This window comes from Pectobacterium versatile, from assembly GCF_003932035.1.
GTDB classification, from domain to species: domain Bacteria; phylum Pseudomonadota; class Gammaproteobacteria; order Enterobacterales; family Enterobacteriaceae; genus Pectobacterium; species Pectobacterium versatile.
Genome location: NZ_CP034276.1, coordinates 933245 through 945512, shown reverse-complemented (window position 1 = coordinate 945512; position 12268 = coordinate 933245). Strand labels below are relative to the sequence as shown.

Genomic DNA, 12268 nt, shown 5'->3' with positions numbered 1-12268 from the left:
TATAGTGTATTTTCGCTAAAGAAAAACGTAAATGACTTAGCTCACGTTCAAAGCTTGATGTTGCCTTCAATGACTTGCCCTCAGATTAGACGCAACATTTAGTTAGTAATGTCGGTTTGTTCAGCGTCCTGTTTCACCATCCTGTTGCAAATTCATATAGAGCAAGATAATTCAGTAATGAATGTGGCCGATACCCAGCACGTAAGATGTGGATTAAATTAAGATACAAAAGCCGCCAGGAGAGACAGCGCAAGATCGCTAGCTAAAGCGAAAGTGCGACTATCCTATCCCCTATCCCCTATCCCCTATCCGCGACTCGACCCGATTGACCGATACCCGTCGTCATAACATTTGGTATTGTCTTTCGCCAAATAATCCATACGCCTCATCAATCCCGTAACCTGCTCTCTGTAATCAGGCGAATTTCCGTTCAAATAATAACATCCTTTTGCTGTCATATTCACCAGTGCGGTATACCGCTCCGGATTCAGGCTTAATGCACTACACCATGCTTGCTGGATTAATGCCGACAAGCTGTCATCTGCATTAAAATTCCCAGCACTGTGGTAGAAGTCCTTATTCAGTAGCAGCAGAACATGGTAATGCTTACGACGATTACGCTCACCGATTTCACGTACCCATACGTACCGTAACCGATTACCCCAGTTACGTCTCCAGCGGCGGCTTTTATTCTGGCAATCGACTTTCAGTTTGGCCTTCAACGATTCGATAAAACGGGTAATCTCTTTATTCGACAATCCATATCTATAATTTCTAGGAAAGCGTAAATCAACACGTAGAGCTACAGTGCGTGGAAACTCTTCTGTTGCATTAAAAATAACATCGTAAAATACCTTCTGGTAATAAGCATTACAGGAATACGTTTTCATTCCAACACCTAAGAAACAACCCACTCAACAAAATCCATTGAGATAAGAAAGGATGGTTAACCATACGATTAAAATAAAAATCTCATGGTAATATCACATAAACTTACTCACCATGAACATTACCAGATGATAATACTTAACCGTATAATGTCATTATCTCACTAACATAAAAAAACATTGGAGTACAATTAAATGATTACATTTATATAATTCACGGAAGTATTAATAATGAACATATATAACTATACCGACAGTCCCTCCCCCAATAAATATATAGGTTTTAATGTCGCCACCTGACTAAATCTTATATTAATAAGAACAATTAAAATATTTTCACTCTGATATTAGTTTTGCGTTTTTTTATGACCATCGGTTCAATCCTGCGATAATCGCAACGGTAGCAACGAATCAGTACGCAAAAACCGGGTGTTTTGTAAAAGAATTATTATGAAAACGATGGTACTTACACACAACTCTTGCACCGTTACGAGAATAGTCAATTTCTATTGCCTCTTCCTTTTCAAGGCTATCAACCACTCTGTTCAGTAACTTTCCCTTGCGTAACACATTAGGACCAAAACGACGTATGTCATTATACTTGACATAGTTCCGCCCTGAGCGTGAATATTCACGCTTCAACCACGACAATAACAACGCTTCATAATAACCATCTTCATTTCCAAAGAGATTTATCGCCTGTTGCATGTACCATTCACACAACAGCCAGGCACTTTCAACATATTCTTTTTTTATTGCACAGGCATCTTCTGTAAAGTAACTAAACAAGGCAGCCAGACGTGCAACATTATTCGCCAGTTTGGATGCAAAATCATTCATGTTTGCATACTCTTCATCAGGGCCAATATGACTCTCTATTTCATCGTGAATTTCTTCCCATGCATATTGAGCTGAAGGCTCGAATGATAAACATGTCTGATGCCCACCCTCGTAATGTAAATCCCTTTTCGCTAACAGTTCATTTATGCGTTTATAAAAGCGATTGAGATACTCAAGGTTGCCTGAATGAGGGCGAATAAAACGCTCGCCTTGAGTCGTCAAATTCTCATCAATAAACAAGACTAAACAACGCGCAAAAAAACCACTTCCGCGTGCTTTTTCACCCTGACGCCTTAAATACAGGTCGAATGGTTTCTTTTGTACCATGACTGACAACGTGATACGCCCATTCTCTATCGTAAAGCTTTGCGCTGTTTTACGTTCTACACGAAAGTCTGCACCATCCCACATTGAATTGATAAAACTCAAATCATTCATGATTTGTCGGTCAAGAATATTCGCGCCTTCATCAGCCATAAGTCCTGTGTGTGGAGAATGGCTGTACATTGCAAGTTGCAGGGCTTCAGGAGTGACATTATTATAAATATATTTGCTGATCTTAGGTCGTATGGGCTTTTCAACCTGTAACTCCCGTAAACGCAGTGAGACCTCATTTGTGCATAGTCCTTTTGTCATTTTCTTACGGATAAGACTTAAAATTGCTTTCTCTGCTTCACGCCAGACTTTAAAGTCATGCTCATAGTCTTTTTCCTGCGCTTCGGACTGACGTAATAAACTGGCGTCATGTTGATAGAAAGGTTTGAGTACCATTTTATCCACCGTTGTCTTTCGTTCCCCGGAATTCGCGATCACTAATGAAAACAGTGACACCGGAGATATCACAGTGTCATTAACCCGGATATCAAGATGACTCTGGCAAGATAATGACAGTGCGCTAATTACTGATGATGCAATTAACGGAATCGGTGCCTGTGTACAATCCTCAATATCAAAAATAGTTTCACGTAATAGCGTTGGAAAAGCATTAAATGGGAATTTTTTCATGACAATACCTGTTGAGCACGTTGTTTCAAGTGTCGTCAATAAATCGCAATCTTGACCGCAAGTCAATATTAAAAAAACCTCCCCAAGTAAATAAGATAGCATCGAATTAAATTAGTTAAGTTCATATGTTATTGGCGTATTTCATACGTACTTGGATTTCACCGGAATAGAAATTATCTTTTATTTTATATTCCTCATGGAAAATAAACTCAAAAACCAAGAGGAGTTAATAATAAAAAAATCTCAGTTATATATCACCTCATTGAGTTACCCCCATTTCAATTCATCAGGCCATCCATCCCGGATGGCCTTTTTCATTCTGAGGACGATATGAAAAAATCATCAGGCTATGCGCTGATACGCCGCCATCTGCGGAGTTATCCCCGTTCGTTACGTCATGCCCTTATGCAGGAGTTGACCCGGTTGGTCACCTATGAACCGGTGATTGGCATTATGGGCAAAACCGGTGTAGGGAAATCCAGCCTATGCAATGCGCTGTTTCGCAGCGAGGTCTGTGCGGTGAATGCTGTCGCAGCCTGTACCCGTGAACCACAGCGTATTCGTCTGCGTTTTGGTCGTCATTATCTCACGCTGGTTGATTTACCCGGTGTGGGTGAAAGTCAGCAACGGGATGAGGAATATCGCGTGCTGTACCACTCCCTGTTGCCAGAGCTGGATATGGTGCTGTGGGTATTGAAGGCAGATGATCGCGCCTATTCTGCCGAGGAGCAGTTTTACCGTGATGTGTTCGGCTCCGTGAACGGTGAGCACACGCCAATACTCTGGCTGCTCAATCAGGTCGACAAGATTGAACCGAGCGAGGAATGGCATTGGGCCTCTGCGCAGCCGTCATCCAGGCAACGGGAGCATATGGCGCAAAAGCAGGCGGTTATCGGGCAACAACTCGGTATCGTGGCAGAGAACATTTTGCCGCTTTCCGTCAAAGGCCGTTACCAACTGGGAAAGATAGTGGAGGAGATGATAACCCTTCTCCCAAAGCAGGCCCGCAGTCCGGTCATTCCGCATTTACGTGCCGAACACCAAACCGAAAGCGCAGTACAGCAGGCCCGGGCTGGGTTTTCCGACACGGTAGTCAGTGCGGTGGATTGGGTCATTGACCACGCGCCGTTGCCTCAGGTGGCAAAACAGGTGCTGCATGGCGTCACCCATTCGGTTGCCAGAGCGGCAAATGCCGTGTGGTCTTTCTTCTTCGACTAATGTTTTTGCTTCTTCCCATCAGGTTTCTTTATCGTCACCGATCGATTTTGTCGATCGAACCGATCGAATTGATTTGTTATACCGCCATTTCTCCCCGCTATAAAATCGACATTCCACTCTGAGAATTTTTTACTTTTATGAATCAATAACATGTTCATGTAACGCGTATGCGTTTGGAGGGCAATGATGCCGTTGTTACTGCTTTGGGTTGGACTGGCAATCGTACTGGGATGCGTGGCATCCAGTAACGGTCGCTCATTCTGGGGCTGGTTTATTTTGGGTATGGTCATCGACCCGTTACTGGCCGGATTGCTGTATTACCTGATTTGCAGAGAAAAATAATATGCGAACGCTGTTGAAGCTGTTTGGCCGCTTTATGCGCTGGTATATCACGCTGGTGATTTTTATGGCCTGTCTGCTTTTTATCATCAATACCGTTGGCGGATGGGCCGGGTTTTAACTGAGAGCCCTTCCGAAGGAAAACCACAATGAAAACACAACCTGCACTGCCATGCAGCGGGATGCTGCTTGCCTCGCTGATTGTTCTTCCCATTCTGTCTGTACAGGCAAAGCCTGCTGACAATGAACCGCAAATTATCACCGACAGCGAAGGGCATATGGTTTGCCATCTCTGTGGACCCGACAGGAAAGACAGCTTCTTTATTTCTGACTATCCACAGGGCTATAAAAGTAAAACGGATCAGTACAGCAAGTTATGGGACATGACGCGCTATACCATTCTGCTGAATGATGCCATTCCTGCTTATACGGCTAACAGGACACCTGATTTTTATTACATCGATAAATATGCAGCCTCTCCCACCGTTCACTTTATTGAGTTTGACGATGACCGCTCTGATTTATCGGCTGTCGCCACCGTGTCGGTTACGGAAAATAAAAATAACACACTGCTCACTGTCACCTGGAAGAATGGAGAGAAGAACCGTTTCCAGATGAATAACCAGGCTCTGGCGTATCAGGCCCAAATCCTGAAAAACACGCAGGACCAGCTTTTCTGTCGGAATTGTGGGGACACTGGTAAGGATGTGCTGGTTCAGGGCGCGGAGACCGCCAGCCTTTATACCCGTTTGACCGACACGCCGTATTACGCCTTTCTGGAACAAAGTGCCGGGATGGCCTGCCCGGCAGGAAGCTGGTATGCCGTCAATAAAACCAACCCCGCTCCTGAAATCAAGACGATTAGCATCAAGGATTGCAGTGAAATCGTGAAGATTGACAGCGCCCATGATGCCGACAAAACCACGCTTAACCTTACCCACTACAACGGAAAAAAGGACTCGCTGACATTCAACCATCGTTGAGTGTTATCCCCTCTGATCATTGACCGGCATCGGCCTGTCGAATAAAGGAAAATATCATGAAGAAAGCACTCATCGCGCTGTGTCTGGGATTGTGCTCGTTAAGCGTTTTTGCAGAAAACGCGCCAGTCAGAGTGAAAAGCTATATTGCATCAGGAAACTGGTACGCCGGTCCCTATTATCCAAGGATATCCGTGACGGCGTTAACAGATGCTGTCGTCGTCAAAGACATTACGGTTAATCGGGGAAATTGTAAGCATCTTTCCGAAGCGTCCTGGAAGCCCGTTCGACTCCGTTTCGGCAGCACTTTTGAAACGACATTCAAGTCAAAAAACTGGGGAGCCGAATGTAATGTCCTTGAAATCATTGTTGATACCGATCAGGGCAGATGGGAATTCAGGATGGAGTAATCGCTGACCTTATTCGCTATTCCATAACCAATACCTCGTGCGTCTGCGCGAGGCATTGGATTTATGTGCTCTTATCATCCATTTCACCCTGCTTTTTCATCATCCATCGTTTAGATAAGGAATCACTATGTCATGTAATTCATTGGCAGGCAGCGTTGCGTCCAGAGAGCAGCGCATCATCAAAATGGCGCTGTGCCTGCTGGAAAAACGGGTGCGTAAAAATGTGCGGCAGTTCAAAACCTCGGAGGACACCAAAAGTTGGTTACTGCTAGAGCTCAGCGGCCTGGAGCGTGAAGTCTTTATGGTGCTGTATCTGAATAACCAGCATCGTCTGATAGAAAAGGAAGTTATCGCGCTGGGCGGTATCAGCAGTACCGAAGTGCATCTGCGTGAAATCCTCAAAGCCTCACTGCGTCATAACGCCGCTGCCGTGATATTGGCACACAATCATCCTTCCGGCTGTGCCGAGCCCAGTCAGGCTGACCGTCATATCACCGACAAGCTGAAGGAATCACTGTCACAACTCGACGTCAGAGTCCTCGATCATCTGGTTGTCGGCGGCGCTGAAGTGGTGTCGTTCGCTGAACGCGGCTGGCTTTAATGACTGTATTTACTACCGCGCTTTTATAAGGAAACAATCATGCCATCATCGGATACCCCGGAATGGGGACTAAAATGTGCCATCACTCCGCGACTCGGAGCCAGACTGGTGCAGGAAGGTAACCGTCTGCATTATCTGGCAGACCGGGCCAGCTTTATCGGTACGTTCAGCAAGGCAGAAGCCCGTAATCTGGAACACGTCTTCCCTGAGCTGATTAAGCAGTTGGAACAGAAAATGCGAACAGGAGAACTGAATCCCCGCCAGCAGGGTTGTGTCACGTTGCATCGCAACGAATGGACTTGTGAAGCTGATACGCTAGGCAGTGTTGGCTACGTATATATTGTTATTTATCCAACTTCGGCTGCAACACGCTAACTCGCTGTTTTTCTACTCATTCTGTGCATTTTCCTGGTTCTATCGACCTAACCTGAAGAGAGTATTCTCATGCAAACAACACCTGCAATCCTGCCACGGGAGGATAACCCCTGTCCGTCACCTATAACCGTCTGGCAACAACTACTGACCTACCTGCTGGAAAAGCACTACGGCCTGACGCTGAACGATACACCATTCTGTGAGGAAAACGTGATTCAGGCGCATATCGATGCTGGCGTCACGTTAGTCAATGCCGTCAATTTTCTGGTGGAAAAATACGAACTGGTGCGTATCGATCGCAACGGCTTTAACTGGCAGGAGCAATCGCCATTTCGTCAGGGGATAGACATTTACCGGGCACTACGAGTAACAGGCCTTCTGACACCTGATTGGAGATAATAAATAGAATTATTTCAAACTAAGTGATGCCGCTCAGATGTTACTTTTACGGCACCAATAACAATGAAGGGCCTAAGTAGGCCCCTAACTAATATGGCTTTATACCCGTGGAATGATTTTCAAGCGGTATAGCGTACGGGTCTGCAGGTTTCGAGAAGTGCATTAAATTGTTAAGATGCAGACCATAAGCCAAGAGGCGGAGATTAGAATGAAATCTGTAGAGTTATTCGCTGGTGCAGGCGGCTTGGCTATGGGATGTGAGATAGCTGGCTTTGAGCATCTTGCAGTAGTTGAGTGGGACAAATGGGCTTGTGATACTGTCCGTGAGAACCAAAAAAACGGTTACCCTTTATTGCAAAATTGGGACCTGTTTGAAGGCGATGTAAGAGAATTTGACTGGACTCAAATTCCAAAAGGTATAGACCTTCTGGCTGGAGGTCCGCCGTGTCAGCCATTTTCTATCGGTGGTAAGCATAAAGCTAACTCTGACTCACGGGACATGTTTCCAGCAACAGCGGAAGCTATCAGGCAAATTCGCCCTAAATCTTTTATCGTTGAGAATGTTAAGGGTTTGACCCGTGCAACTTTTGCTAGTTATTTCCAATACATCCAGTTACAACTTGAATTTCCTCAAGTTGCTCCGCAAAATGGAGAGGACTGGAGTGAACATTTGAAACGGTTACAGGAGGAGAAAACCAGTGGGAAGAACAAAGGTAAGGGGTTGACATATAACGTACTTGCTACTCTAGTAAACGCTGCAGACTATGGAATTCCACAAAAGCGCGAGCGTGTCTTCATTGTTGGTTTCCGAGATGATCTTGAGATCGAGTGGTCATTCCCTAAGCCAACTCACAGTTATGAGGCACTTATTTATGAGCAGTGGGTCACAGGTGATTACTGGAGAAAACACGGTTTAAAAATGCCAGAGATACCAAATAAATTGGTTAACCGTGTTGCTAAATTACGTAAGAATCCGCCGGATACTCTACCTTGGAAAACGGTAAGAGATGCTATTGCCGATTTACCTGATCCTGAAACCAAGGATGCAACAAAAATCCGAAATCATACTTTCCAAGCAGGAGCTCGTATTTATCCAGGTCATACGGGCAGTCCTCTGGATCTTCCAGCCAAAACTCTTAAGGCCGGAGATCACGGAGTGCCTGGCGGCGAGAACATGCTAGTACGTGACGACGGTTCAGTTCGCTATTTTACTGTACGAGAAAGTGCTCGTATTCAAACCTTCCCTGACAGTTACCGCTTTCATGGTAGTTGGACAGAGACTATGAGGCAGTTAGGTAATGCAGTGCCAGTTCATTTAGCTTACTGCGTTGCAAATAGTGTTGCGGAGAAATTACTAGCTTCCGAGATTGGTAACATCCTGAGACAGGGTGGCTATAATAAAAGGGTTTCTGCATGACAGGCAAAGTCATTCCATTCAATCCACTTGATAAGCATAATCTGGGAGCCAGCGTTGCTGAGGCCCTTTTAAGCAAGGAAGCACATCCTCTTGACGAATTAACCCCATTCCCTGGGGCTGGGATTTATGCAATTTATTATACTGGAGATCATCCAGCATATGAGCAGTTGGCTGAAATGAACCGTGATGACAAATTTAAATTGCCGATTTATGTAGGTAAAGCTGTTCCTGCAGGAGCTAGAATGGGATTAACCAACCCAGAAAAGGTCGGTAATGTTCTATTTAGGCGTTTGAAAGAACATGCTGAAAGTGTCAAAGCGGCTCAAAACCTCGCTGTTAAAGACTTTTATTGCCGCTTTCTTGTTGTTGATGATATCTGGATACCTCTGGGCGAATCCCTCGTTATTTCTCGCTTTAAGCCGATTTGGAACTCGTCAATTGATGGTTTCGGCAATCACGACCCAGGCAAGCATCGCTACACAGGTTTGCGCCCTCGCTGGGACTTCATGCATCCGGGTAGAGGCTGGGCGCAAAATTTACGTGAGCGTGATGAGACACTGGATGAACTAATCAGAGACGCAAGGCAATACTTGCAAAACCTGCCTCTTAGTTTAGCCAAAAAATTTATTGAGGCTGAGGGCGACTAAAACGTTATGTTTGTGTAGAGAGAATGGCTTTGCTATCAAGTACATTGCTCGCGGTAGGGCCTGCTATAGCTGATTAACAATCTGTGAAAATTTCTTTTAGGACCAAAAATAGGACCAAAATGAAAATTTATATGAATATTACAAGATATTAAACAACAGGTTACATCACAAATTCAGATTCCCCCAGCCCACCAATTTAGACATCGGGTATTACCAGATAAGTCCGATGAAGTACGAAAAGCCCGCATGGCGCAAGCCCCGCGGGCTTTTTTGTGTCCGTAATAGTCCGACGATATCCGGTGGCTATTGGCTACGTTTAGGTATACGCAAACTGAGCATACAGGCTAATCTTTGGCTGAAAGACGAATCAGACGCCGACTGGCAGCCCAAATGTGAGTCGGCGATGTAGACACCAGAAACGACATATCAATACGACATCAATATTAGATGCCTCTAATTGTATAACCATTTCCCTGCTTTAGCTGACTCAATAATCATCCCGACAGTGAGCGGTTTTAACGCTTTCGATAGTGGTTTCTTTTGCCAGATTGGATACTCATATTCAAAATAATTTCTTCCATCAAAGTTTGAATACTCAATATTAAAATGTCCGAATACATCAAGAAGGAAATCGTGAGCATCCTCTGGTAGAAACTGATAATCATCCTGTAACGTCCAGTCTTTAGTGACTTGTCTAATTTCGGATTTAAACCAATTTTTCCTAATCGGGTAACGTTCCATGAGATATTGAATAACCTCATTTTCGATATCTCTTTTACTCATCAGAAATATGTCCATTCAATGCGGTCTTCTGGCCTAGCGATCAGATTATACTGTCGACGGGTGTCCCTTGCTACCGATTGCATTATAGCAATCAATTGGACGTAGCCTATCCATGGAATATAACGACCAACAAAAGAGGCAATTTTATTCGTTGGAACCATCTTCAATGTCGCAAAATTTTTTCCCATAGGAGTAAGTGGCCTTAGCCCATAAGGGAAACGTAAATCTCTGAGCAATGCTCGTGATACTTTGGAAGCAACACTCGTTCCGGGTGTTGCTGTGGCGGCAGATAGTTTTCCTGACACCTTTAGATAAGGTTGCCCTGAGAGGATCAGCGCCGCCGCTGTAATTTCTAAATCGGTACGAGAAGAAAAATTTTCAAGAAAGATCAGGTTAAATAACTCACCGGCAGTTAAATTACCATGCCCGTGATAATAATATGTGTTATTGATTTCTTCAGTAGCATCCATTAAACCTCCCTTTTTTTAATATATTTTCAATATTATTTTATTTGGTGTCACATTTATACCGTGATGTTACTGCCTTTTTGGTTAAGTGCTAAATTCAGTATCAAATATCATACTTAAAAGGGGCTGATTATGTCCGTACAACCTATCCTTGCAAATGCAGCTGTGAGTATCAGCGACTTTAAAAAATCGCCCAATGCCGCGCTTAAAGAAGCTAACGGTGAGCCTGTAGCGGTGCTCACCAATGGCCGTATCTCTGGCTACTATGCTTCCCCGGAAACATGGGAGGCGCTGGCCGACTATCAGGAAGATATCGAACTTGCCAAAATCGCCCGCTCACGGATGAAGGGGAAACGTGTGAAGGTCGATCTGGATGAGCTATAAGCTGGAGTTTGAAGAGCACGCGCTGAAAGAATTTAAGAAGCTGAGCGCTCCGATGCGGGAGCAGTTCACCAAAAAACTGAAAGAGGTTTTACAAAATCCCCACGTTCCCGCCAATCGTCTTCACGGAATGGCTGACTGCTACAAGAAGTTTATAAAGCAGTCAAAGACCGACTATAAGCGCGGACAGTTTTCAACTCGCGGCTATTTTGTTGTGCAACCTATCTATCAAGGTGATGAGTAACTCGTCACCTGTTCACCAACTCACCACCCTTTAATCTATTGATTAATAAAAATAAAAAACCATAGTGAAGAGAGTGAACAGTTTTGTGCAAAATCTTTTTATTTTGAGGGAAGTACCCTCATCCTCGATGCGAATATTCAGCCTATCTTTTAATTTGCATGTTTTATATACTGAACGTACGGCAATTTGCCGGAATTATTCATGTGAGGTGCCTATGTCTACAACCGCAAGACTGGAAGCGCGCATCCCTTCGGAACTCCACGCATTGATCAAACATGCCGCCGAGTTACAGGGTCGTACAATGACGGATTTTATTATCACAGCAACGCAGGAAGCCGCTAAAAGAGCCGTAGAAGAAACCGCGATCCTGAGACTGGCAATTGAAGACCAAAAACAATTTGCTGACTCACTGCTGTCCGAATCGCCGGTTTCCCCTGCATTATTAGGCGCAATGAAAAGGCGTAAAGCGCTGGGAAGATAAAATGAGCTTATTGACCTACACGCTACTTGCCAAAAGCCATAACAAGAGAAACTTTAATTGCGGCGTTCCTGAGTTAAATACCTACCTGCAAAAGTATGCTGGGCAGGACAGCCGGGAACGCTTTACTAAATGCTATGCTGCCGTTGATGAAAACAATAACGTAGCGGGCTTTTATACGCTCTCTTCCAGTGCAATCGATATCAGCGGCCTTCCCGATACGATTACCAAGAAACTTCCACGTTATCCTTCTGTACCTGCTGCGTTACTTGGCCGCCTTGCCGTCGATTCTCAATTTGCAGGAAAAGGCATAGGTGGTTCATTACTCGTTGATGCGCTCCTCAATGTGTCGCGCTCGACGACAGGAATATGGGCTTTACATGTCGATGCTAAAGATGAGGCTGCGAAGAATTTTTATCTGAAGTATGGATTTGTTGCCTTTCAACGTAAGCCTAATTCGCTCTATCTTCCTATCACGAATACCCTGTTAAAAGAATTAGCCTCATTTGAACTGGCCTGAATAGCATCTAGCAGGATTAAGTACACACCAACACCAATAAAAAGTGATATTCGCGTGTACTTATTAAAAAATGGAAAAAGAACGGATTATCATGGAACATAAGCGTTTGCCCCCTGTCACTCATCGCCATTTTTCGTAGGCTCACGTTTAGGCCTACAAATAAAGTCTGAACTCAAACTTAAAACATTAATATCATCATGTTATGTTGGATATTCAAATTCCCCCAGCCAATTCCCGAACCATAACAAGTACCTCTATTGATCCTTTAAGCCGTGAA

At 44.4% G+C, this 12268-nt stretch carries 17 protein-coding genes; 13 read left to right on the top strand and 4 right to left on the bottom strand.

Annotated elements, in window-relative coordinates; translation table 11 throughout:
- Window positions 1–305: 305 nt before the first annotated feature.
- Together EIP93_RS04355 and EIP93_RS04350 are read right to left on the bottom strand one after the other, a co-directional pair.
- Window positions 306–890 carry an inovirus Gp2 family protein gene (locus tag EIP93_RS04355; protein WP_125232329.1) on the bottom strand — a complete coding sequence of 195 codons (585 nt, stop codon included), beginning with the start codon at window positions 888–890 and terminating at the stop codon, window positions 306–308.
- Window positions 891–1298: 408 nt separating this feature from the next.
- Window positions 1299–2732, bottom strand: coding sequence for a YfjI family protein (locus tag EIP93_RS04350; RefSeq protein ID WP_125232328.1), 1434 nt, complete (start codon window positions 2730–2732; stop codon window positions 1299–1301).
- Between the two features lie 330 nt (window positions 2733–3062).
- On the opposite strand from EIP93_RS04350, the gene EIP93_RS04345 reads away from it, so the two are divergent.
- The 9 genes from EIP93_RS04345 to EIP93_RS04310 all read left to right on the top strand — a co-directional run bounded on the left by EIP93_RS04345 (window position 3063) and on the right by EIP93_RS04310 (window position 9118).
- Window positions 3063–3950, top strand: a complete 888-nt coding sequence (locus EIP93_RS04345; RefSeq protein ID WP_125232327.1) for a GTPase family protein — start codon at window positions 3063–3065, stop codon at window positions 3948–3950.
- Window positions 3951–4133: 183 nt separating this feature from the next.
- A complete protein-coding gene (locus EIP93_RS22720; RefSeq protein ID WP_154715508.1) occupies window positions 4134–4292 on the top strand; it encodes a hypothetical protein in 159 nt (52 codons plus the stop codon).
- A gap of 146 nt (window positions 4293–4438) precedes the next feature.
- Window positions 4439–5272, top strand: a complete 834-nt coding sequence (locus tag EIP93_RS04340) for a hypothetical protein (protein ID WP_125232326.1) — start codon at window positions 4439–4441, stop codon at window positions 5270–5272.
- A gap of 56 nt (window positions 5273–5328) precedes the next feature.
- On the top strand, window positions 5329–5679 hold the full coding sequence (locus tag EIP93_RS04335) for a hypothetical protein (RefSeq protein ID WP_125232325.1): 351 nt from the start codon (window positions 5329–5331) through the stop codon (window positions 5677–5679).
- A gap of 127 nt (window positions 5680–5806) precedes the next feature.
- Window positions 5807–6280, top strand: coding sequence for a RadC family protein (radC, locus tag EIP93_RS04330; RefSeq protein ID WP_039345638.1), 474 nt, complete (start codon window positions 5807–5809; stop codon window positions 6278–6280).
- Window positions 6281–6319: 39 nt separating this feature from the next.
- Complete coding sequence (locus EIP93_RS04325) at window positions 6320–6655, top strand: type IV toxin-antitoxin system YeeU family antitoxin (RefSeq protein WP_039345635.1); 336 nt, start codon at window positions 6320–6322, stop codon at window positions 6653–6655.
- Window positions 6656–6724: 69 nt separating this feature from the next.
- Window positions 6725–7054 (top strand): TA system toxin CbtA family protein, encoded by a 330-nt coding sequence (locus tag EIP93_RS04320; RefSeq protein WP_125232324.1) that lies wholly within the window; start codon window positions 6725–6727, stop codon window positions 7052–7054.
- Between the two features lie 208 nt (window positions 7055–7262).
- The gene (locus EIP93_RS04315; protein WP_125232323.1) at window positions 7263–8471 is read left to right on the top strand and encodes a DNA cytosine methyltransferase; all 1209 of its coding nucleotides are present in this window, start codon (window positions 7263–7265) and stop codon (window positions 8469–8471) included.
- Window positions 8468–9118, top strand: coding sequence for an Eco29kI family restriction endonuclease (locus EIP93_RS04310; protein ID WP_125232322.1), 651 nt, complete (start codon window positions 8468–8470; stop codon window positions 9116–9118). The genes EIP93_RS04315 and EIP93_RS04310 overlap by 4 nt, the downstream gene beginning before the upstream one ends.
- A 453-nt stretch (window positions 9119–9571) precedes the next feature.
- Here the strand turns inward: EIP93_RS04310 and EIP93_RS04305 are convergent, their stop codons facing one another.
- Together EIP93_RS04305 and EIP93_RS04300 are read right to left on the bottom strand one after the other, a co-directional pair.
- The gene (locus tag EIP93_RS04305; protein ID WP_233964248.1) at window positions 9572–9901 is read right to left on the bottom strand and encodes a DUF1493 family protein; all 330 of its coding nucleotides are present in this window, start codon (window positions 9899–9901) and stop codon (window positions 9572–9574) included.
- Window positions 9901–10371 carry an STM2901 family protein gene (locus tag EIP93_RS04300; RefSeq protein WP_125232320.1) on the bottom strand — a complete coding sequence of 157 codons (471 nt, stop codon included), beginning with the start codon at window positions 10369–10371 and terminating at the stop codon, window positions 9901–9903. Before EIP93_RS04300 ends, EIP93_RS04305 begins: the two co-directional genes overlap by 1 nt.
- 129 nt (window positions 10372–10500) lie before the next feature.
- Between EIP93_RS04300 and EIP93_RS04295 the strand changes: the two genes are divergently transcribed.
- The 4 genes from EIP93_RS04295 to EIP93_RS04280 all read left to right on the top strand — a co-directional run bounded on the left by EIP93_RS04295 (window position 10501) and on the right by EIP93_RS04280 (window position 11991).
- A complete protein-coding gene (locus EIP93_RS04295; RefSeq protein WP_125232319.1) occupies window positions 10501–10752 on the top strand; it encodes a type II toxin-antitoxin system Phd/YefM family antitoxin in 252 nt (83 codons plus the stop codon).
- The gene (locus EIP93_RS22865; RefSeq protein WP_233964249.1) at window positions 10742–10993 is read left to right on the top strand and encodes a type II toxin-antitoxin system RelE family toxin; all 252 of its coding nucleotides are present in this window, start codon (window positions 10742–10744) and stop codon (window positions 10991–10993) included. The genes EIP93_RS04295 and EIP93_RS22865 overlap by 11 nt, the downstream gene beginning before the upstream one ends.
- Window positions 10994–11207: 214 nt before the next feature.
- Window positions 11208–11474 (top strand): type II toxin-antitoxin system TacA family antitoxin, encoded by a 267-nt coding sequence (locus EIP93_RS04285; protein WP_125232318.1) that lies wholly within the window; start codon window positions 11208–11210, stop codon window positions 11472–11474.
- Between the two features lies 1 nt (window position 11475).
- On the top strand, window positions 11476–11991 hold the full coding sequence (locus tag EIP93_RS04280; RefSeq protein ID WP_125232317.1) for a GNAT family N-acetyltransferase: 516 nt from the start codon (window positions 11476–11478) through the stop codon (window positions 11989–11991).
- Window positions 11992–12268: the final 277 nt, after the last annotated feature.